We start from the raw sequence: 21336 nt of genomic DNA on the forward strand, positions 1-21336 counted from the left end.
GTCGTGCACGGACTCCTGTTTCGCGTCGTACCGTCCCGCACTGCCTCGTACGTTCCTGTACGGCCTTGTGCGCTTCTGCGCCCCCAGACGAAGACTCTCGCACCATGCGTTCCGTTCCCGCCCATCGGCACGCACTTGCCCGGAAAATGCGTGGCGTGCGTCACCACCTGCGGACTAGGCTCCTGCGCTTCGGTGTCAAGACAGGGTGGAGGTCGGTTTCTGTGGGCGCTGGGCGGTTGTACGCGGCCGTCGCGGCGGGGGGTTTCAGGCGGTACGCGACGTACCGGGCGGCGACGCTCGCCGGGGTGTTCACCAACACGGTCTTCGGTGTCGTCCTCGTCTACACGTACCTGGCGCTGTGGGACGAGCGCCCGCATCTCGGGGGGTACGACCAGGCGCAGGCGGTGACGTACGTGTGGCTGGGGCAGTGTCTGTACGCGACGCTGGCGATCCAGGGCGGCGGGTTCGAGAAGGACCTGATGGAGCGGATCCGCACGGGCGACATCGCCGTCGACCTGTACCGGCCGGCCGACCTCCAACTCTGGTGGCTGGCAAGCGACTTCGGGCGGGCCATGTTCCAGATGCTGGGGCGGGGCGTGATCCCGTTCGTGTTCGGCGCGCTGTTCTTCCCGATGGCGCTGCCCACGGACGTCATGTCCTGGGCGGCCCTCCTGGTGGCGCTGCTGCTGGCGATCCTCGTCAGCTTCGGCCTCCGCTATCTGGCGGCCCTGAGCGTGTTCTGGCTGATGGACGGCACGGGCGTCAACCAGGCCACGATGATCCTGGGGATCTTCTGCTCGGGCATGGTGCTCCCGCTGAACGCCTTCCCGGGCCCGCTCGGCGACATCGTCCGCGCGCTCCCGTGGGCGGCGCAGATCCAGATGCCCGCGGACGTGCTGATGGGGAAGACCGATCCGCTGCACGCGTACGCCTTCCAGGCGGCCTGGGCGGTGGCGCTGCTCACGGCGGGGCGGCTGATGCAGTCGGCGGCGACGCGGAGAGTGGTGGTGCAGGGTGGCTGAGACGACCCGAACGAGTGAGTACCCGGTGGGCGAACTCCCGCGCTGGCGTGAGGGGTTGCGTGCCTACGGGATGATCGCCGGGATGTGGATCCGGTCGAGCATGACCTACCGCGCGTCCTTCGTCATCACGGTGTTCGGCAACCTGCTGGTGACCGGCCTGGACTTCGTCACGATCCTGCTGATGTTCTCGCAGGTCCATTCGCTGGGCGGCTGGTCCCTGCCCGAAGTCGCGTTCCTCTACGGCCTGTCGGCGACCGCCTTCGGTATCTCCGACCTCGTGCTCGGCTCGATGGACGTACTCGGCGCCCGCATCCGCGACGGCTCCTTCGACACCCTCCTCGTACGCCCCGCGCCGGTGCTGGCCCAGATCGGCGCCGACCGGTTCGCGCTGCGCCGCCTGGGCCGGATCACCCAGGGCAGCATGGTGCTGGGGTACGCGCTGCTCCACATCGACGTCAACTGGACTGTCGGCAAGCTGGTGTTGGTGCCGGTGATGCTGGTCTGCGGCGCGGCGATCTTCGGGGCGCTGTTCGTGGCGGGCGCGGCCTTCCAGATCCTGGCGCAGGACGCGGCCGAGGTGCAGAACGCGTTCACCTACGGCGGCACCACGCTGCTGCAGTATCCGCCGGCCGTGTTCGGCAAGGACTTCGTGCGGGGTGTGACCTTCATGCTGCCGCTCGCCTTCGTCAACTGGGTGCCCGCGTCCTATGTGTTGGGGCGGCCGTACCCGCTGGACCTGCCGCCGGGCGCGGAGTTCGCCTCGCCGCTGGTGGCGCTCGCCTTCTGCGCGCTGGCCGGGCTGGCCTGGCGTGCTGGGCTCAAGTCGTACCGAAGCACTGGGAGTTGAGGGTGACAGAGCAGGCGTTCATCGAACTGGACCGCGTCGAGAAGGTCTTCGACGTGCGCAAGAAGACCGGGTTCATGAAGCGAGAACGGCGGCAGGTGCGGGCCGTCGACTCGATCTCCTTCACCGTGGCCCGCGGGGAGATGGTCGGCTACATCGGTCCCAACGGCGCCGGGAAGTCGACCACCATCAAGATGCTCACCGGCATCCTCACCCCGAGCGGGGGCCGGCTGCGGGTCGCCGGCATCGACCCGTCCCGCGAGCGCACCCGGCTCGCGCACCGCATCGGCGTGGTCTTCGGCCAGCGGACCACGCTCTGGTGGGACCTCCCGCTGATCGACTCGTACAACCTGATGCACCGCATGTACCGCATCCCGGACGCCCGTTACGCCGAGAACCTCGATCGCTGTGTCGAACTCCTGGAACTGGGCGCCCTGTTGGACGTCCCCGTCCGCCAGCTGTCCCTCGGCCAGCGGATGCGCGGCGACATCGCGGCGGCCCTGCTGCACGACCCCGAGGTGCTCTACCTCGACGAGCCGACCATCGGCCTGGACGTCATCTCCAAGGCCAAAGTCAGGGAGTTCCTGCGGGAGTTGAACGCCGAGCAGGGCACCACGGTCCTCCTCACCACCCACGACCTCCAGGACATCGAGCAGCTGTGCTCGCGCGTGATGGTCATCGACCACGGGCGCCTGATGTACGACGGCCCGCTCGCCGGGCTGCACGAGGCGGGGGAGAGCGAGCGGACCCTGGTGGTGGACCTGGAACGGGAGTTGCCCCCGATCGAGGTGCCGGACGCGCGGGTCGTGAAGGTGGAGGGCCCGAGGCAGTGGCTGGCGTTCCCGGCGTCGGAGTCGGCGGCTCCGCTGGTCGCCCGGATCGCGGCGGAGTACCCGATGGTGGACCTGTCGGTGCGGGAGCCGGACATCGAGGCGGTCATCGCGAAGATGTACGCCGAGCAGGCGGAGAAAGCGGTGTCGTAGCCCTTCAGGAAGTGACCTCGTAGGCTGCTCCGTATGACCGACGACGCAGTCCCGGAACTCCGCGCATCCGACGCCGACCGTGAGCGGGTCGCCGAGGTGCTGCGCGACGCCGTCGCGGAGGGCCGCCTCGACATGGAGGAGTTCGAGGAGCGTCTGGAGGCGACCTACAAGGCGCGCACGTACGGCGAACTGACCCCCATCACCCAGGACCTGCCGGTCGCCGGGGTCACCCCGCCGCCGGTGAACATGGTCAAGGAGCCGGTGGACAGCGGGAGTTGGGCCGGGCGGATCGTCGGCGGCGAGGGCTCCTCGACCGGCGCCGTGGCCATCCTGTCCGGGTTCCAGCGCAAGGGGCGGTGGACGGTCCCGAAGAAGTTCACCTGCTTCTCCTTCTTCGGCGGCGGCGAGATCGACCTGCGCGAGGCGAACTTCGCGGACCGCGAGGTCGAGATCAACTGCGTCGCGATCATGGGCGGCGCGCAGATCGTCGTGCCGCCGGGCGTCGAGGTCGTCGTCCGCGGCATCGGCATCATGGGCGCCTTCGACCACAGCCAGGAGGGCGTACCGGGCGACCCGGGCGCCCCCCGCGTGATCCTCACCGGCTTCGCCTTCTGGGGCGGGGTCGGCGTGGAACGCAAGGTGACCCGCGCGGAACGCCAGCGCCTCAAGGAGGAGCGCCGCCAGGAGAAGCTGGAGCGCGGCTCGTCCGCCAAGCAGCTCTACGGCTCCCACCGCGACGCCCTGTCCGGCCTGCACGACGCCCACCGCGAGGCCATGGAGGAGCACCGCGAGGCGATCCGGCGCCGCCACGAGGAGCGCAGGGAACGGCACGAGGAGCGCCGCGAGCGGCACCGGGACCGCCGCGAGCGCAGGCACCGGGACTGGGACTGAGGGTTTTTTTACGAGGGCGGCCGGGCTACAGCTGGGCCGGGACCGCGCCCTTGAGATCCGCCAGGTCGATCGTCGCGGCCATCCTCCGGTAGCCCCGGTCGCTGGGGTGGAGATGGTCGCCCGAGTCGTACTCCGAGGCGAAGCGGCGCGGGTCGTACGGGTCGCGGAGCGCCTTGTCGAAGTCGACGACGGCGTCGTAGACCGTGCCGCTCCTGATCGCCGCGTTGACCTGCTGGCGTACGGCGTTGCGGGCCGCCGAGTAGCGGGGGTGGCCGCCGAAGGGCATCAGGGTCGCGCCGATGACCTTGATGCCGCGCGCGTGGGCCTGGCGGACCAGGGTGCGCAGGCCGGTGAGGACCCGGTCGGCGGTGGCGCCGTGCAGGACGTCGTTGACGCCGAGGTCGATGACGACGGCCTTGACGTTCGGGCGGCCCAGCACGTCACGGCCGAAGCGGACGAGGCCGCTCTGGTTCTCGGCGGGCCGGCCGGCGAGGCTGGTGAGTATCTGGTTGCCGCTGATGCCCTCGTTGACGACGCTGTAGCGCGGCACGTCCTGCCCGGCGGCCACGGCCGCGCGCAGCCGCTGCGAAAAGGCGTCCGGCCAGCGGCGGTTGGCGCTCTCCGTCGAGGTGGACCCGTCGGTGATCGAGTCGCCGAACGCGACGACCGTGCCGTTCGCCTGCTCGCTCAGCACGTCCACCGCCGTCAAGTACCGCCAGATCGCGGTGCGTTCGCGGTACGGCGTGCCGGTCGCGTCCTCGGCGTGGTCGCCGTCGGCGAGATAGGAGACCTGCCGCGCGTACGGGTGGTAGGTGACCGGTCCCGACGCGGTGGGGGAGTAGGTGGTGACCAACAGGTCGGCGCCCGCCGGGACTTGGAGGCGCACGGCGTCGCTGAGTATCTGTCCCCCGGCCGGGATCGTGACCGAGGTCGCGCCGCCGCCGAAGGTCAGCCGCCGCATGGTGCCCGCGGCCGCGGCGGAGCTGTTGCGGGCGGCGGCGACGGCGATCGAGGCGTGCGTGATGCCGAGCGGGGCCCGGCCGTAGAGGTTGGAGAGGGTGATCCGGGCGCCCGCGCCGCCGGCGCTCGTGTGGACGACGTTGCGCACCGAGCGGCCCGCCATGCCGGTCTCCTCCGTGCCGGTCTCGGCACGCACCGGGGCGGCGGCCCAGGCGCCCACCCAGGTGCCGGCCGAGGCGGGGGCGGCGGAGTTGCCGCCGGAGCGCGAGCCGGCGGAGTTCTTCCCGTCGCCGCCCCGGCTTCCGTCGCCCGCGGCGGCCCCGACGTATATGCAGACCGAAAGGACCGCGATCAAGGTGATGATCGCGGACAGTAGGGCATAACCACGAGGCTTGGTCACGCGGTGGGTCTCCTCGGGTGAGTGGCAGGGCCCTGCCATTTTGCCCGATCGGGTGACTGCGGGAACTCCTGTTCCGTTCCGGGAGTCGGTCAGGAAGGGACAATATGCACGGTACCGGCGAACGGGTGGAGCGGATGGAACGGACAGAGGCGGGGCTGGGGGCGGCGACCGAGAGTGACGGGTCCCGCCGCACGATGACCACGTTCAGCGCGGCCGACCAGGAGCGGCAGCGCGGCGTCCGCCGGATGAAACTGACGGCGCTCGCCCTGTTGCTCTTCGTGGCCGTCGTCTACGTGCTCGCGAAATGGGCGTCGCACTCGGGCGCGGGACCCTGGGCGGGCTATGTCGCGGCGGCGGCCGAGGCGGGCATGGTCGGTGCGATGGCCGACTGGTTCGCGGTCACGGCCCTGTTCCGCCACCCGCTGGGCCTGCCCATCCCGCACACCGCGATCATCCCCACCAAGAAGGACCAACTGGGCGTCTCCCTGGGCGAGTTCGTCGGCGAGAACTTCCTCTCCGAGGAGGTTGTGCGGCAGCGCCTGCGCGCGGTCGGCATCGGCAGCCGCCTGGGCGCCTGGCTCGCCGTACCGGAACACGCGGACCGCGTGACGGCCGAACTGTCGGCGGCGCTCCGGGGCGCGCTCACGGTCCTGCGGGACTCGGACGTCCAGGCGATCGTCGGCGAGGCGATCACCCGCCGGGCCGACGCCCAGGAGATCGCGCCCGGCATAGGGAAGACGCTGGAGAAGATCGTCGCCGACGGCGGTCACAAGCGGGTCGTCGACCTGATCGTCGCCCGCGCGCACGACTGGCTGGTCCTGCACGACGAGCAGGTCATGGACGCGGTCGAGGGCGGCGCGCCCGGCTGGACCCCCAGATTCGTCGACAAGCGCATCGGCGAGCGCGTCTACAAGGAGCTGCTCCGCTTCGTCACCGAGATGCGCGACATGCCCTCCCACCCGGCCCGCGGCGCCCTGGACCGCTTCCTCGGCGACTTCGCGGCCGACCTCCAGTCCGACACGGAGACCCGGGCGCGCGTGGAGCGCCTCAAGGGCGAGGTCCTCGGCCGCGGCGAGGTCCAGGACCTGATCGCCAGCGCGTGGACGTCCGTCCGCTCGATGATCGTGTCGGCCGCGGAGGACGAGCGCAGTGAGCTACGGCTGCGGGTGCGGGCCTCGCTGCTGTCGCTGGGCGCGCGGATGGCCGTGGAGCCGAAGCTGCAGGCGAAGGTCGACGGGTGGGTCGAGGGCGCGGCGGTGTACGTCGTGACGACCTACCGCAAGGAGATCACCTCGCTGATCACGGACACGGTGGCCGGCTGGGACGCCGAGCACACGACGCGGAAGATCGAGGCGAATATCGGGCGTGACCTGCAGTTCATCCGGATCAATGGCACGGTGGTGGGGTCGTTGGTGGGGGTGTTGATCTATACGGTGACGCGGCTGGTGGGGGTGTAGGGGGCGATTCGCGGGGGCACCCGGAGGGGGTTCGCTCGACGAGGAGGGACCCCCATGGCCAGTGCGAGTGCGAGTGCGAGTGCCGAGACTCCGGGTGGGAGCGGTGGTGGCCGGACGATCACCTCGTCCATTCCCGCCCGGCTCGACCGCCTCCCGTGGTCCCGCTGGCACTGGACGGTCGTCATCGGCCTCGGCACGGTGTGGATCCTCGACGGCCTGGAGGTCACGGTCGTCGGCAACATCGCGGGGCGTCTCTCCGAGCCCGGCAGCGGGCTGCCGATCAGCTCCGGTCAGATCACCGGTATCGCGGCGGCGCTGTATGTGGCGGGGGCGTGCGTGGGTGCCCTGTTCTGGGGCCGTCTGACCGACCTCTACGGCCGTAAAAAGCTCTTCATGATCACGCTGGTGGTCTATCTGGCGGCGACTGCTCTTACTGCGGCCTCCTTCTCCACCTGGTGGTTCTTCACGTTCCGTTTCCTCACCGGCTTCGGGATCGGTGGCGAGTACGCGGCGATCAACTCGGCGATCGATGAGCTGATTCCGGCGTACTGCCGGGGCCGCGTGGATCTGATCATCAACGGCAGTTTCTGGGTGGGCGCGGTGGGTGGTTCGTTGTTGTCGATCGTCGCGCTGAACACGAGCATCTTCGCGGCGGATGTGGGGTGGCGGCTGACCTTCGCGCTGGGTGCCGTGCTCGCGCTGGTCATTCTTCTCGTACGGCGGCATGTGCCGGAGAGTCCGCGGTGGCTGCTCATTCATGGCAGGGACCGGGAGGCGGACGAGGTGGTGACCTCGATCGAGCGCCGGATCGAGGCGGAGCAGGGGCGCGAACTGCCGCCCGCCGAGGGTGAGATCACCATCCATCAGCGTAGGAGTGTCTCGTTCGCGGAGATCGCCCGCACGATCTTCTACGACTATCCCAAGCGGGCGACGCTCGGTTTCTCGCTGTTCATCGGGCAGGCATTCCTCTACAACGCGATCACCTTCGGCTTCGGCGCGATCCTGACGAAGTTCTTCAACGTGCCGACAGGGAACACCGGTTACTACTTCGCGGTCATCGCGGTCGGCAACTTCCTGGGTCCGCTGCTGCTGGGCAGGCTGTTCGACACGGTGGGGCGCCGGGTGATGATCTCGTCGACGTATCTGCTGTCGGGGCTGTTGCTGTTCGGCACGGCGTGGTTGTTCGACCGGGGTTCGCTGAGCGCGACCACGATGACGGCTTGCTGGTGCGCGGTGCTGTTCTTCGCGTCGGCGGGTGCGTCCAGTGCGTATCTGACGGTGTCGGAGATTTTCCCGATGGAGACGCGGGCGATGTCGATCGCGTTCTTCTACGCGTTGGGTACGGCGGCGGGGGGTATCAGCGGGCCGCTCTTGTTCGCGGATCTCACGGGGACGGGGAAGGTGGGGGACACGGTGCTCGCCTTCCAGATCGGGGCCGGGTTGATGTGTGCGGCGGGGCTGGTGGCGGCGGTGTTGGCGGTGCGGGCGGAGGGGCGGTCGCTGGAGGATGTGGCTACGCCGTTGACTGCGGTTGACGCGAAAGTCGCGCCGGCGTCTCCGTGACCCTGGGGATCTGAGTACTCGTACTCTGTCGCGGGCCTGGCGGTGGGGGAACCCTCGTACGTATGACCGAGAAGCTGCTGAGCCCCCTGCGGACGCGTCCCTGGCCGGAACGTTGGCTGACTCGGATGCTCGGTGCGGGGGGTGCGGCGGTGGCGTATGTCTTCTGCGTGCCGTCGGGAGCGGTGCCGGTGTCGGTGGCGGGTGAGGTGTCCGGTGGTGGGGTGGCGCTCGCGGTGATCCTGGTGTTTCTGGCGGGCTACTTCGGTCACCGGGACGACCTGGCCTGGCCGTTACTGGTGGTGGCGGTGCCGCCGGCTGTGCAGATGTATGTGTCGTTCGAGTCGGAACAGCCGTTGGCTTGGGCGTTCGCGACGCTGGTGGTCGCGGCGGGGGTGCTGGTCGCGGCGACGGTGGGACGCTGTTTCCGGCCGCGTGGCGTGGAGGAATCGACCGACGGTGTGCTGTGCGGTGCCGCCCATCGATCGTGAGGAGCCGTATCCGATGACCGTCCGCAGGATCGTCCCCGACTTCCAAGTGGCAGGAGAGGGCGAGGACTCGATGACGACGAACGCCGACTTCTACGGCTTGCTGGGATTCGAGGAAGTCATGAACCAGGGCTGGGTGATGACCCTGGCATCTCCTTCGAATCCCACTGCTCAGATCAGCTTTCTCACGGAGGAACGCACCGCCCCTGTTGTTCCCGACCTGAGTGTGGAGGTTGAGGACGTGGACGCGGTGTGGGCCGAGGTTGTCGCGTCGGGTGCGGAGGTCGTGCGGGAGTTGCGGGACGAGGAGTGGGGGGTGCGGCGGTTCTTTGTGCGGGATCCGGGTGGGCGGGTGGTGAATGTGCTGGGGCATCGGCGCTGAGGTGTCGTCTTCGGGGGCGGGCCGGTGGGGGCTGGTCGCGCCCACGCGGCGGTAGCCGCAAATGTCACAGCCCCGCGCCCCTGGGTTGTGGGGGTGCGGCTCCGTGTGTGGGTGCGGGTGCGCCCAGGATGCGAGGGCGGTCAGTACGACCCCGCCGAGGTGTCGCTTCCTGATAGCAGGCAATCCTATTCGGGCTATAAGAATAGCCTGGCAAATAGCTGAGTGAATTCTCTGAATTCATGCCGGGTTGCTGTGCAACCTGAAACTTATTTTACCTACGTGACCATCCATTGAGATTCAGGTAAGAACGTCGATAATCTTGCCAACGATCGCGCGAGCGGCCGACCGGCGCCGCCCCCTGCGTGTCTCACCCCTGCCTGCGACCGCTGACGAGCGGCGATGGGTGCTGCCCATGCGGCTGGGACATCTTTCTGGAATTGAAGGAGTGGTCCGTGAGTAGAGAAAGAACCCGTCTCGTGCGTACGAGACGGACCTGGCGTGGAATTGCCGGGGCTGTTACGGCGGTTGTGCTGGTCGGTGGTGGTTTCGCCGTGGCCAATGCCTCGACCGACAGTCAGACGGGTACATCGGCCGCCGGCGTCAAGCGGCCGGTCGACAAGAAGGCCACCGGTGTCGGTGCCGTGGTCAGCGCGGCCAACGCGTTTCTGAACACGCTGGACGCCGACCAGCAGGCGGAGGTGCTGCTGGACTTCTCACAGGCGAACGCCACCGCCTGGTCGAACCTTCCGTGCGGCTCGTCCTGCCGTCCCGGCATCCAGCTGGGTTCCCTGACGGACACTCAACTCGCCGCCGCCATGCAGGTGGTGAAGCTCGCCACGGGCACCGGCAAGGGCACCGGGTACGACCAGATCACGCAGATCATCAAGGCCGACGACGTGCTCAACGCCGCACAGAGCACCAGCTCCGCGGGTCCGGCGCCGTCGGACACCGCGTCGAGCACGGCCTCCGCCGACCCGTCCGCCAGCTCGACTGCCACGGATGCTCCGACCGACGTTCCGACCGGCACCCCGCCGTCCGGTGGCGCCGGCGGCGGTGGCATGGGCGGCTACGGAAGCGGCGTCTACTTCCTGGCGTTCCTTGGCACCCCCTCGGTTGACGGCACCTGGCAGTTGCACTTCGGCGGGCACCACCTCGCCGTCAACGAGACCTACAAGAAGGGGAAGGTGGCGGGCGCCAGTCCGTTCTTCGTCGGGGTCGAGCCCAGCAGCTGGACCGCCGACGACGGCACCACGTACTCGCCCCTTGAGGCGCAGCGCAACGGCATGCTCGCGCTGACCGGGAGCCTGAGCACGGAGCAGCTGGCCACCGCGAAGCTGACCGAGTCGTTCAGCGATGTGCTCCTCGGCCCGGGGCAGGACGGCCAGTTCCCGGCGACCAAGGAAGGCATCAAGGTCAGCTCGCTGTCACCGAAGCAGAAGCAGCTGGTCCTGAAGGCCATCCACCCCTGGATCGCCAACGTGGACGACGCCACCGCGAAGAAGCTCATGAAGACGTACGAGCATGAGCTGAACCAGACCTACGTCGGCTACTCCGGCGGCACCGCGCTGGACACCCAGGGCGACTACGTCCGCATCGACGGCCCCGGCGTGTGGATCGAGTTCGTCTGCCAGAACGGCCTTGTCTTCCAGGGCAAGGTCCACTACCACACGGTGTACCGCGACCACACCCGTGACTACGGCAGCGAGTTCACCTTCTCATGACCCGACCGCGAACTTGGCTGACCACAGCGCTACTTCGCCTGGTGGCCGGGATCGCGATCGCGGTACCGGCGGCGCTCCTGCTCGGAGCGTCGCCGGCCGCCGCGCACCCGATGCCGCACTCTGTGGTCCAACTCGACGTGTACCAGGCCTCGGTGACCGCGCGGCTGGCGCTGCCGGTCGACGACTTCTCCCGGGCGAGCGGCATCGATCTCAACACGGTCAAGTCAACCGCCCTGGCCAGTAAGGCCGTTGCGATCCGTGCCTATCTAGCCGGGCACATCCGCCCGACCACCCCCAAGGGTGAGGCGTGGCAGGTCACCATCGGCGCGCTGAGCCTCAGCCGCACCGAGCAGACCTCCACCGGCCCGTACCGCGAGCTGATCGCGAAGGCCGTACTCACCCCGCCGACGGGAGCGGATGTACGGCACTTCATCCTTGGCTACGACGTGATCGTGCACCAAGTGGTCACGCATATAACGCTGGTGTCGGTTCGTCAGGACTGGGCCGCGGGTCGGGTCGAGGGTGACGGTGCCACGCAGGTGGGCACCATCCGTCTCGATGTCCGGCACATGAAGGTTCCGCCGCTGGTCGTCGACCTCGGCGAGGGGAGTGCCTGGCGTGGTTTCGTCGCCATGCTCGAACTGGGCGGCAACCACATCCTCACCGGTACCGATCATCTGCTGTTCCTGCTCATCCTGCTGCTGCCCGCACCGTTGTTGGCGGCCGGTGGGCGGTGGAGGGGTCTGGCCGGACCCCGGGCGGCCCTCTCGCGCATCGGCCTCATCACGCTGGCCTTCACCGTCGGCCACTCGGTCGCCCTGGCGGCAACTGCCCTCACCCGCTTCGAGATTCCCGGCCGGCCGGTCGAGGCGTTCATCGCGGCCAGCATCCTTGTCGGCGCGGTCCACGCGATCCGCCCGTTGTTCCCGGGCAAGGAAGCGATCGTGGCGGGTGTGTTCGGCCTGGGGCATGGCATGGCGTTCTCGTTCGTCCTCGCCGAAATGCACCTGTCCACAGGCCAGTTGGCGACCAGCCTGCTGGCCTTCAACCTGGGCATCGAGCTCGTCCAACTCCTGTTGGTCTGCCTGGCGTTGCCGTCGCTGCTGGTCCTCGCGAGGTTGCGGGTGCAGCCCGTGCTGCGGGTGGGCGGTGCGCTGATCACGGCTACGGCGGCTGTCGGGTGGCTGGTGGATCGGGTGGGGCTGCCGAATCCGGTGGCCAGGGTGGCAGATAGTGCGGGGTCCCATACGACGGGGATGTTGACGGTGCTTGCGGTGGCGGCGGTCGGGGCGGGCGTGTGGACGCTGGTCGAACGCCAACGCAGGTGCAGGTCAGTGGAGTTGGAGGCAGACGCGGAGGCCGACGCGGAGTCCGTAGTCGGATCGGCGCTCTCCAGGGTGCCGTAGGGAGTGGGGGAGGGGGCGGGGCGGCCCGCGCGGGAAAACTTGCCGTCCCGGCATCTTTTCCACTCCGGCAAGTTCCAGTACGGTCCGGGGCGTGGCGGTGGAGGGCGGTCTACGGGAGCGCAAGAAGGCGCGGACGCGCGCCGCGTTGGCGAGCGCGGCGATGCGGCTGGCGTTGGAGCGCGGGCTGGAGAACGTCACCGCCGAGGCGATCGCCGAGGCGGCGGACGTGTCGCCGCGCACCTTCCGCAACTACTTCTCCGGCAAGGAGGAGGCGATCGTCGCCGAGTTGGTCGACGGCATGGGGTACATCGCCGAGGGACTGCGCGCCCGTCCGGCCGGTGAACCGCTGTGGGAATCGCTGCGGCACGCCCTGATGTTCTCGGCCTTCCTGCCGCCGGAGCAGCTTGAGCAACTGGCCGTCAAGGTACGGATGGTGATGGCGAGCAGGGCTCTGCTGGGTTCGCAACTGGCGATCTTCGAGCGGCTCGGCCAGGAGCTCGCCGTGGTCATCGCCGAGCGCACGGGTACGGACGCGCGCAGCGATCTGTACCCGCGCCTGACCGCCGTTGTGGCGGCCAACGCGTTGAGGTTGGCGGTCTTCATGTGGCTGGAGAGCGACGGCGGTCTGGACCTCGCCGAGGTGACGGCCGACGCGCTCGCGCGACTGCGGGCCGGGCTTCCCGAGCCGTAGGGACATCGATGAGGAGGCATCACTCATGAACACGAGACGTGCGGTGTTGGCCGTGGTGGCGAGCACCTGTCTGTTCTTAGGGTTGTTAGGGGTCTCGGCGCCAACTTCCGGCGCTGCGAGCGCAGTTGGCCCGGAGGTCACCGGTCCGGTCACCGGCGGCAACGGTGCCGTCGTACTACAAGGCACGTCGTTCGACCTGGGCAGCGTGGGATACACGCAGTCGGAGTTCTTCCTCTCCGGCACCGCCACCTCGTACACCTCGGCCAACCCGCTGGGCTCGGACGGCCGTTGGGACGTGACGCCGGCGAGCAGCGCGCCGTACACGACCAGGATTGTCATGAACAGGCCATCGAACCCGGCCCGTTTCAACGGGACGGTCGTGGTGGAGTGGCTCAACGTCTCCGCCGGTCTGGACACGGCCCCGGAGTGGATCTACACCCACAATGAACTGATCCGCGAGGGCTACGCCTGGATCGGCGTCTCCGCCCAGGCTGTCGGCGTGGCCGCGACGAAGGCCGTGGACCCGGTCCGTTACGCGGCCCTGTCCCACCCGGGTGACAGCTACTCCTACGACATCTTCACCCAGGCCGGACAGGCCGTACGGGACTCCGCGGCCAAGATCCTCGGCGGGCTCCGGCCCCGTACCGTGCTGGCCGAGGGCGAGTCCCAGTCCGCGTTCCGCCTCACGACGTACATCGATGCGGTCCAGCCCCTGGCGCGCGCGTACGACGGATTCCTCGTCCACAGCAGGGCCGGATTCGCTGCGGCCCTCTCGCAGGCGCCCCAGGCGGACGTGCCCACCCCTGCGGCCGTCGAGTTCCGTACCGACACGGACGTTCCGGTGCTCACCGTGCAGACCGAGACCGACCTGATGCTCCTGGGATATCTGACGGCTCGTCAACCCGACACTGGGCGGCTGCGGTTCTGGGAGGTGGCGGGGACCGCGCACGCGGACGACTACGTCGCGAACGTCGGCGCCGCGGACACGGGCAACGGGGCGGTGAGCGCTGGGGAGTTGGACGCCATGCTCGACCCGCCGACCGGGACCCCCGCCTTCTCCTGCGCCGACCCGATCAACACCGGCCCGGCACACTACGTCATGGACGGCGCCCAACACGCCCTGCGCAGCTGGGTGTTGACCGGGATCCCGCCGGCCAAGACCTCTCCGTTGCAGGTGACCACCAGTAGCGACGGCACACCCGCGTTCGTCCTGGACGCCAACGGCAACGCCACCGGCGGAATCCGCACGCCGGCCGTCGACGCGCCCGTCGCCGCCCTGTCCGGCCTCGGCCAGACCGGAACGGCGCAGTTCTGCTTCCTCTTCGGTACGACGACCCCGTTCACCGCCGCCAAGTTGGCCGCGCTGTACCCCACGCACGCGGAGTTCGTGAGGCAGTGGGCGGCTCGGACGGCGGCCGCGGTGGCCGCGGGGACGATCCGGCCCGCCGACGGGGCGGACCTTGTCGAGGCGGCGGTGAGGTCCGGCATCGGAGGGTGAGGGATTGGGGGGAGAGGGAGGAGGGAGGGAGGAGGTGAGCGGGTGCGGCCCGGGGTTGGACCCCCGGACCGCACCCGCTCACTACCAACTCAGTACTCGGGGCTCAGGAGGAGAGCCACTCCGTGGCGTTGAGGGCGAGGGCGGCGTTGGTGGCGCCGGTGTCGTTCCAGCCGTCGTAGAGCGTGTTGCCGGACTGGCCGGTGCCGTCGTCGATCGGTGAACTGTCGCCCCAGAACGCCACCTTGCCGCTGCCGAAGGTGCTGGTGGCGAAGAAGGCGCCGGTGTTGCCGGAGTAACCGGAGCGGTACAGCAGCCCCTTGGCGGCGGAGTTGTCGGCGGGCTTGATCGTGGCCGTGGTGCCGTTGGCGATGAGGCTCTTGGTGACGGTGCCGAAGGAGCCGTGCAGCACGGGGTTGGTGCTGTCGCTGATGGCGGCCGGGTAGCCGGAGGTGATGTTCAGCGAGTCGATGGAGAAACCGAACGGGTCGGTCGAGTCGACGCTGTTGTTCGTCATCAGGTCGTTGAGGATCTGGACCGCGTCGTAGCCGTCGTTGTTGCGGTCGGACCCGGTGTGGTCGGAGATCATGAACAGCCCGCCGCCGGCCTTCACGAAGTTCATGATGGCCGTCTTCTCGGCGGTCGTGAACTTGATGTTCGGCTCGGGCAGCACGAGCGTGTCGAAGTTCGAGAGGTCGGTGGCCGACGAGCCGCCGTAAGTCAGCGCGCTGGTCGCGGTCTTGAGGCTGTAGTCGCCGGTCTTCTGCAGGGCGATGCCCCACGAGGACAGCGCCCCGGTCCAGTCCTTGTCGGAGGAGGGGGAGGAGTCCTGGGACAGCGGGTCGGGCTTGCTGGTGGAGATGATCCAGTCCGCGTTGCCCGCCTCCTCGGCGTGGCCGTCGTCGAACAGCACGCGGTGCGTGGTGGCCGCGTGCGCGGGGGTGACGGTGGCCGCCTGGACGGCTGCGCCTGTGGCGAGCATGCCGAGGACGGTGAGAGCGGTGGTGAACCTGTGGCGTGACGTGAAGACGCTTGTGCGTGTCATGGACTTGCCAAAGCTGAGCATCCGGTGAACCTCCGTGAGTGGGGGGATTCCATCAGTGGGGGGTGGAATGAACAGGGGTGCGGGTGCGGGTGTGTTGGGCGTTGCGGGTGCTGCTGGTGTTGTCGAGTGGGGCGAATCTTCGCGCGTAGAACGGTAGTTGAGTGATCACCGATCGGCGCACGGGAGGACGGTACACAGAAGATCGGGGTCGCCGGGAGACTCTCTCGGCTGTTCACGTAGATCTCTTACTCGGCGATACCGGGGGTGGGGAAATGGCGCGGTGCCGGGCGCAATGACGCGTGGCGGCCCGGCACCGAAGTGCTGACGTAGTGGTGTTGAGGTGCTGCCGAACCGTTTACCGGACGTCGACGAAGTCGCCGGGCGCTGTGGCCGCGGCGGTGGTGGCGGTGCCCGCGAAGACGTAGCGGTAGTAACCGTCGACCGTGGCCTTCGTGGTGGTCTTCAGGACGCCGGTGCTGTTGGTCTTGATCGTCTTGAGGGTGGTGTAGGTGCTGCTGCTCTTCTTCCGGAACTGCAGCTTCACCGGCTGGGACACGTACCCCGCGTACTTGCCCGTCGACCAGTTCGCGCGGGCGAGCTTGCCCGTGACCGTGATGGTCTTGCCCTTCTTGACCGGCTCGGGCGTGGCGTCGGCGGTCAGCGTGGAGGCCTTCTTGATCGAGGCGGTGGCGACGTCGTCGTTGTAACTGGCGTTCGCGTACAGGTCCCAGGCCCCCAGGAACAGCTTCCAGGTCCCGGCCACGCCGTTGTCCTTCATGTCTGTGGCGGGGTGGATGTTGAAGACGGCCTTGCAGGTGTACGTGCCCTGGGTCGCCGTCTCCGTGCAGGCGGGGTCGTCGTCCGTCCCCAGGCCGCCGGTGATGCCGTCCTCGGTCGAACTGTCGGTCCCCTGCCACAGGAAGGCCTCGGTGAGCGCGATACCGCTCGCGTTCGTGGCGGTGTACGTGACGGTGACGGACTTCGTGCCGGTGGTACCGAGGACGATGTCCTTGCCGCCGTTGATGACGGCGTGCGAGAACTTGGTGCTGCCCGAGGAGTCTCTGGGCTGAACGGCTTTCGCGGCAAGGGAAGTTAGCCCCGCCGCCACACTCGGACGCTCCGCCGCCTGGGCGACGACCGGAAGCGCGAGCGCGGACAGGACGACGGCACCGGAAACAACGGCGGCAGCTGCAACACGTATACGCATGAAACCCCCACAGGAACCTGAGAGGCCCGCCCAAGTCTCCCCTTGGCCGGGCCTGTTGATCTCCGCATGATATGGACTCAGGTCGGAAATGGTGAAGATCTCTTGTGCAATAAGTGCGTAACGGACCAGTGGGGCTTGGGAGTTGGTATCGACCGGGTTTCGGCGATGAGGACCCCGCCGCCCAGGCATACGGTTACGGCTTCGACCGCGAACCGGGCGACGCCAAGGAGGCCTTGAAGTGACCACACCTGTGCGCTCGCAGGTACGGGAGCCCCGCGGCCCGCGCACCCGCATCGCGTCCGCGCTCTGCGCCCTCGTCCTCGCCCTGGGCCACCTGGTGACGGCGTATCTGACGCTTCTCGCCCACCTGGCGGACCCGGCGGGCCCCTGGGACAGCGAGTCGGTCTCCCACTCGAACTTCGCGGCGGGCTCCGCCCTGACGCTTGCCGCTGTGACCGCTGGGATGACCTGGGTGTTCGTCAAGGGGGGATGGGTCCGGAGGTGGTGGTACGTGATTCCTTCGGCGCTGGCTGTCGCTGCGCTGCTTCGGCTTACCGTGCTGGTTCCGGAACTCTGACCCTGGATTCACAAAGGGGCGGCGTTGGTGGTGCTCTCTGAGACTGGGGCGTAAGTCACGCATCACTGGAGGACATCGGCAGCGAAATTCGACCTGTGAGCAGGATGGCGTGGTTGGCGAAGAGCGCGTCGAGGTCGATTCGTCGGCGGATGTACGCCGTCCAGGTCGTGCGCGGCAGATCCGTGTACGCGGCGACGACGCGCGCCCGGTTTGCCTGGGTAAGGATCCAACGTGCCCGGTCTGCATCGTTGTTTCGGCCGCCAAGGCTCTGCGCGAGCCGCCACAACTCCTCACCCTCGCTGAGTACGTCGACGACGGCGACGAGGCCGATGTCGCCCAGACCGCGCTCGTCGCTGGACTGGGTGGTGTACGCGAGGGTGAGGGCTTCGAGGGGGAAGACGGTGACGCGGCTGGTTGCGGTCAGCTCGGTCAGGGACACGAGATGGTGGTCCGTTTCTGGCGGCGAGGGGGTTGGGTCGGCTCCGGGGGAGAGCGGACCAACCACCTTTGAGGGGTGGCTGGTTGTGCTGGTCAGCAGCAGGGGCCGTCGCCACAGCAGGCGGGTGCGTTGCATTCGGCGGCTGTGCCCCACAGTTCGTCGTCGACCTCGAAGCCGGCCGCCCGGATCTTGTTGACGACCGAGGTCATCAGGCCCCCGGTCCGCGTCTTGCTGTTCGGCTGGTGATGCAGGAAGTAACCGAACTGCTCCTGACACCAGTTGGCGTACCAGTCGGTGTGAAGGATGAGCGTGTGCCAGCCGGGGTCTACCTGTTGGGACGGGGCCATGGAGGCGCCTTCGCCCGTGGAGCCCATGACGAAGACCAGGGCGAGTGCCTGGTCGACGACACGGTCCGCCACAGCACGTTCGAGGCCGTACTCGTCGGCGCAGAACGCGGCGAGCTTGGCGAAGTCGATGTTGGTGACGAGGGAACGGCCGGTACGGGTCGTGGTGGCTACGGCAGTGGTCATCGCATGCCTTCTTTCGCGTTCGTGCCCAGGCTTGGCGGGGTCGGACCCGGCGGCCTTTCGGGTGCTGGTGGGGTTGTGTGGAGCACTGCTTCACCTCGTGGCTGAGGGACTTTCGGGCAGCCCACTTTCGGGAGCGACGCACGGGCGTCACGCATTCAGGAGAGGGATCTTCCAGACCGCCGTACGGCATGGCGAAGGCTCACATTCGTGTGCCGATGGCGATCCGGTCGTTGTCGGCGGCCAGCCGGATCATCGCCCGGAGCACGATTTCCAGGCGCCGCTCATCGAGGTATTCCACCGCGGCGAGGTAGCTCTGCTGCACGCCCACGATCGACAACACCAGCCCGAGGAAAGCGCGTTCGCCTTCGTCGAGTTCCAGCGTGTAGAGGCGTCCGGACATGCCTTCCCACCGGCAGGTCATGACACCGTCCTGCTGGGTCACGAGCGCTTTGCGGACCTGGTCCCGAGAGAGGAGCGATTCCTCTTCGACGAGGGCCTGCATCGCGATGCGGTCGCGCAGGCCGACCGCGGACCGTACGAGAAACTCGCCGAGTGGCGAGGCATCGAGCTTGTCGTCCGTTGTGCCTGGGGAGGGTGTGCTGGTCACCATCCAGGGGCCGTCGCAAGAGGCGGGCGTTGTGGTCATGACCGGGACGTTAGGCGCTGCAATTGCGCATGGAGATGTCGATTGCGCGCGATTGCGCATACAACGGCTGGGCTTGCGGTGGATTGCCTATGAGGGGTTCAAGGACGCTCGCGCCCGCCCGATCAGACGGCGTGCTGAAGCCCCGTACTCGGCGGACTCGGCGAGCCAGTCCCAAGCCCGCTCGTACAGTTGGATGTCTTCTTCGCCGGTGAGCCACAGTTCTTCGCTGATCGTCTCGACGATGACCAACCGACGGTCGTAGATCCAGAAGGCATGTGGAGCCGTACGGCGCAATTGCGCGCCGAAGGGCAGGATGCCGAGCTCGATTCGGCGCTGGCCCACCAGGTTGTACAGCCGGTCCAACTGCTCGGCCATCACGTCCGCGGGACATGAGCGGTGGTAGAGGGCGGCCTCACAGACGAGAAACCGGAAGGTCTTCGCTGGGTCGTACAGCGACTCCTGGCGCCGCATGCGGGCTTCGACGGCAGCCTCGGTGGTTGGCGGGATCCCACGGAACTCTGCGTTGGAGTCGAAGATGACGCGGGCGTACTCCGGGGTCTGGAACAACCCTGGTACGCGCGACACTTCAAGACCCCGGATCGCCTTCGTGGCATCGGTCTGGCGCACGGCGATCTCTTGGCGGCCGCGGTGTCCGCCGGCCAGCTGGCGTCGCCAGGAGCGGTGCCGTTGTTTCATCTCCAGCCCGGCTCGCAGCCCGTGGAGCTCAGCTTCGACTTCCGGCCGACCGCACGCCTGCGCCCACGCGGTGAGATCGGCGGCGGTCGGGGTCTGCTTGCCGTTCTGGAGCCGAGAGACCTTCGAAGGCTGGCAACCGAGCTTGCCGGCAAGGTTCTTGCCCTCCAGACCAGCCTCGGTGCGCAGCTCGCGCAGCCGTGCGCCAAGGGCCTCTCTGGCGGTCTGGTAATCCGTGCTCACACGGTGGAACGTACCCGCCTGGCGAACTCTTCGGTACGTACGGCGTGGTGCCAGGCGGCGTCCCGGGCCTGGCAGGCGGCGAGGACCTCGGCAGGTTCTTCGGTGACGTAGACCCCCAGTGTGGTGTCCTCGTCGTCGAACGCGAAGCGGGCGAGGACCTTGGAGTCGAAGAGCCAGAAGTCGTAGTCCGGCAGCCGTAGTTGCTGTGCTTGGGCGCGGGTCAGGTGTCGGATATCCTCTCCTGCGGCGACGTTGCTGGGCGCGCTCGCGAGGAGGAACTCCTGTCCCTGGGTGGGCGGTTGGTCAACCACGCGGACACGCTCGAACCGCTTGCCCAGCGCGGTCTGCGCGCGCACGTTCTCCCGCCAGACGTTGTCCGGCTCGCCGGCGATGTCCTCGCCCGCGAGGAACCGCGCCCACTTGGGGTTGGTGCGGTCCGAGGCGTAGCCAAGGCGCGTCTCCAGGCGCCAAGCGGTGTGCTTGAAGTCGCGAAAGAGACCGGAGACCGAGGCGAACGGCTGGAGTTCGGGCGTGTCACTCCTCGGCGCGTATCGACTGAGCAGGCTGCGCGGTACGCGGACGAAGGTCTCGGACTCCTTGACGTCCCGCAGTTGGGCGAGGTGCTCCGGGTCGGTCTCCCGCTCGCCCTGGACGAGGATCTCGTCCGTGCCCTCGATCTCGTACAGGGTGGGGCAGTCGCCGTCGTCGCTGGTCGTACCGAGGAACCTGAGCGTCATGTCACCCTCCGGATGCGGTTGTTGGGGATCCAGGATGCGGGGGCGGGACTCGGTCTCACCTCAGGATTGCAGCAGATTGCGCATCCCGTGCAGTGCGTTGGGATTGCGCGCAAGCAGGAGAACGCAATGCCGATGCGAAGTCGCTGCACGACACCTAACTCCTAGGCGTGCGGGGCACGATTGACTGATCAACAGCCCCCAACGGTCGGTGAGTTCGTGGCAGGCTCTGTTGGTATGGAGTTCTCCGAGGTGGTCCGTCGTAGGCGCATGATCCGCCACTACTCCGACAAGCCACTGACCCCAGAGGTGACCGAACGCATCCTCGCCTCCGCCCTACGAGCCCCCTCGGCCGGCTTCTCCCAGGGCTGGGCGTTCCTCGTCCTGACCGACCCGGCCGACCGCGCCCGCTTCTGGCCGTTCGTCCCCACCCGTGTCGAGAACACCCCGACCATGCAGGACGCCCCGCTGGTCGTAGTACCCCTGGCTCACAAGGCGGCGTACCTTGCGCGCTACGCCGAACCCGACAAGGGCTGGGAGGACCGCGCCGAGGCCCGCTGGCCCGCGCCGTACTGGTACATCGACACGGGAATGGCATCTCTGCTGATGCTCCTGACCGCGGTCGACGAAGGGCTTGGTGCTTGCTTCTTCGGGATCATGCCGGAGCATCTGGAGCCGTTCCGGGCGGAGTTCGGGGTGCCGGAGGAGTACGACCCGATCGGCGGGATCACGGTGGGGTACCGGGCTGAGGATGTTCCCGAGCAGAGCGGTCGGGTCGCGGAGCGGCGCCGGGGTGTGGAGGACGTCGTTCACCGGGGGCAGTGGGGGCGGCACGCCTGAGAGGGAACTGGCCGAGGGGCTGGGAGCGTTGCGCTGGCCTGAGCCAGGGCTACCGGTCGACCGTGTCTTCAGACTGGTTTGC

Annotated in this window: 21 protein-coding genes and 1 pseudogene; 14 read left to right on the forward strand and 8 right to left on the reverse strand. The window is 68.3% G+C overall.

From position 1 onward, the window contains the following. The first annotated feature begins 221 nt into the window (after positions 1 to 221). The 4 genes from OO69_RS41100 to OO69_RS41115 all read left to right on the forward strand — a co-directional run bounded on the left by OO69_RS41100 (position 222) and on the right by OO69_RS41115 (position 3740). Entirely contained in the window at positions 222 to 1022 is an 801-nt protein-coding gene (locus OO69_RS41100) for an ABC transporter permease (RefSeq protein WP_033286058.1), read from the forward strand. Positions 1023 to 1092: 70 nt separating this feature from the next. Further along, positions 1093 to 1869: an ABC transporter permease gene (locus OO69_RS41105; protein WP_051801602.1), complete on the forward strand. Its 777-nt coding sequence runs from the start codon at positions 1093 to 1095 to the stop codon at positions 1867 to 1869. A 2-nt stretch (positions 1870 to 1871) separates the two neighbouring features. Next, positions 1872 to 2849, forward strand: coding sequence for an ABC transporter ATP-binding protein (locus OO69_RS41110; RefSeq protein WP_033286060.1), 978 nt, complete (start codon positions 1872 to 1874; stop codon positions 2847 to 2849). 33 nt (positions 2850 to 2882) lie between these two features. Then, a complete protein-coding gene (locus tag OO69_RS41115) occupies positions 2883 to 3740 on the forward strand; it encodes a DUF1707 SHOCT-like domain-containing protein (protein WP_033286061.1) in 858 nt (285 codons plus the stop codon). 25 nt (positions 3741 to 3765) lie between these two features. Here OO69_RS41115 and OO69_RS41120 read toward each other — a convergent pair whose 3' ends face one another. Beyond that, entirely contained in the window at positions 3766 to 5100 is a 1335-nt protein-coding gene (locus tag OO69_RS41120; RefSeq protein ID WP_033286062.1) for an SGNH/GDSL hydrolase family protein, read from the reverse strand. A 104-nt stretch (positions 5101 to 5204) separates the two neighbouring features. On the opposite strand from OO69_RS41120, the gene OO69_RS41125 reads away from it, so the two are divergent. The 8 genes from OO69_RS41125 to OO69_RS41160 all read left to right on the forward strand — a co-directional run bounded on the left by OO69_RS41125 (position 5205) and on the right by OO69_RS41160 (position 14303). After that, positions 5205 to 6557, forward strand: coding sequence for a DUF445 domain-containing protein (locus tag OO69_RS41125; protein WP_033286063.1), 1353 nt, complete (start codon positions 5205 to 5207; stop codon positions 6555 to 6557). A 54-nt stretch (positions 6558 to 6611) separates the two neighbouring features. After that, a complete protein-coding gene (locus OO69_RS41130; RefSeq protein ID WP_033286064.1) occupies positions 6612 to 8120 on the forward strand; it encodes an MFS transporter in 1509 nt (502 codons plus the stop codon). Between the two features lie 62 nt (positions 8121 to 8182). Next, on the forward strand, positions 8183 to 8608 hold the full coding sequence (locus tag OO69_RS41135) for a hypothetical protein (protein ID WP_033286065.1): 426 nt from the start codon (positions 8183 to 8185) through the stop codon (positions 8606 to 8608). 13 nt (positions 8609 to 8621) lie between these two features. Beyond that, positions 8622 to 8987 carry a VOC family protein gene (locus tag OO69_RS41140; protein WP_033286066.1) on the forward strand — a complete coding sequence of 122 codons (366 nt, stop codon included), beginning with the start codon at positions 8622 to 8624 and terminating at the stop codon, positions 8985 to 8987. Between the two features lie 551 nt (positions 8988 to 9538). Beyond that, a complete protein-coding gene (locus OO69_RS41145; RefSeq protein WP_234444663.1) occupies positions 9539 to 10708 on the forward strand; it encodes a DUF3500 domain-containing protein in 1170 nt (389 codons plus the stop codon). Then, positions 10705 to 12114: a HupE/UreJ family protein gene (locus tag OO69_RS41150; protein WP_078652794.1), complete on the forward strand. Its 1410-nt coding sequence runs from the start codon at positions 10705 to 10707 to the stop codon at positions 12112 to 12114. The genes OO69_RS41145 and OO69_RS41150 overlap by 4 nt, the downstream gene beginning before the upstream one ends. 91 nt (positions 12115 to 12205) lie before the next feature. Further along, entirely contained in the window at positions 12206 to 12805 is a 600-nt protein-coding gene (locus OO69_RS41155) for a TetR/AcrR family transcriptional regulator (RefSeq protein WP_033286068.1), read from the forward strand. A gap of 25 nt (positions 12806 to 12830) precedes the next feature. Then, positions 12831 to 14303 (forward strand): alpha/beta hydrolase domain-containing protein, encoded by a 1473-nt coding sequence (locus tag OO69_RS41160; RefSeq protein ID WP_234444664.1) that lies wholly within the window; start codon positions 12831 to 12833, stop codon positions 14301 to 14303. 109 nt (positions 14304 to 14412) lie between these two features. Here the strand turns inward: OO69_RS41160 and OO69_RS41165 are convergent. Beyond that, positions 14413 to 15345, reverse strand: a pseudogene (locus OO69_RS41165) (hydrolase); the annotation flags it as partial. 355 nt (positions 15346 to 15700) lie between these two features. Beyond that, positions 15701 to 16552 (reverse strand): hypothetical protein, encoded by an 852-nt coding sequence (locus OO69_RS41170; protein WP_033286069.1) that lies wholly within the window; start codon positions 16550 to 16552, stop codon positions 15701 to 15703. A gap of 238 nt (positions 16553 to 16790) precedes the next feature. Here OO69_RS41170 and OO69_RS41175 point away from each other — a divergent pair, with 238 nt between their 5' ends. After that, entirely contained in the window at positions 16791 to 17129 is a 339-nt protein-coding gene (locus OO69_RS41175) for a hypothetical protein (RefSeq protein WP_158713481.1), read from the forward strand. 55 nt (positions 17130 to 17184) lie between these two features. On the opposite strand, the gene OO69_RS41180 is transcribed toward OO69_RS41175, so the two are convergent. The 5 genes from OO69_RS41180 to OO69_RS41200 all read right to left on the reverse strand — a co-directional run bounded on the left by OO69_RS41180 (position 17185) and on the right by OO69_RS41200 (position 20417). Further along, positions 17185 to 17568, reverse strand: coding sequence for a hypothetical protein (locus tag OO69_RS41180; RefSeq protein WP_033286071.1), 384 nt, complete (start codon positions 17566 to 17568; stop codon positions 17185 to 17187). Between the two features lie 92 nt (positions 17569 to 17660). Then, complete coding sequence (locus tag OO69_RS41185) at positions 17661 to 18098, reverse strand: hypothetical protein (protein WP_033286072.1); 438 nt, start codon at positions 18096 to 18098, stop codon at positions 17661 to 17663. 199 nt (positions 18099 to 18297) lie between these two features. Then, entirely contained in the window at positions 18298 to 18744 is a 447-nt protein-coding gene (locus OO69_RS41190) for a hypothetical protein (protein WP_158713482.1), read from the reverse strand. Positions 18745 to 18831: 87 nt separating this feature from the next. Further along, positions 18832 to 19680, reverse strand: coding sequence for a helix-turn-helix domain-containing protein (locus OO69_RS41195; RefSeq protein ID WP_033286074.1), 849 nt, complete (start codon positions 19678 to 19680; stop codon positions 18832 to 18834). Further along, positions 19677 to 20417 (reverse strand): DUF6879 family protein, encoded by a 741-nt coding sequence (locus tag OO69_RS41200; protein WP_033286075.1) that lies wholly within the window; start codon positions 20415 to 20417, stop codon positions 19677 to 19679. The genes OO69_RS41195 and OO69_RS41200 overlap by 4 nt, the downstream gene beginning before the upstream one ends. A gap of 234 nt (positions 20418 to 20651) precedes the next feature. Between OO69_RS41200 and OO69_RS41205 the strand changes: the two genes are divergently transcribed. Beyond that, the gene (locus OO69_RS41205; RefSeq protein ID WP_033286076.1) at positions 20652 to 21254 is read left to right on the forward strand and encodes a nitroreductase family protein; all 603 of its coding nucleotides are present in this window, start codon (positions 20652 to 20654) and stop codon (positions 21252 to 21254) included. Positions 21255 to 21336 lie beyond the last annotated feature (82 nt).

This window comes from Streptomyces sp. NRRL F-525 (assembly GCF_000716605.1).
GTDB lineage: Bacteria > Actinomycetota > Actinomycetes > Streptomycetales > Streptomycetaceae > Streptomyces.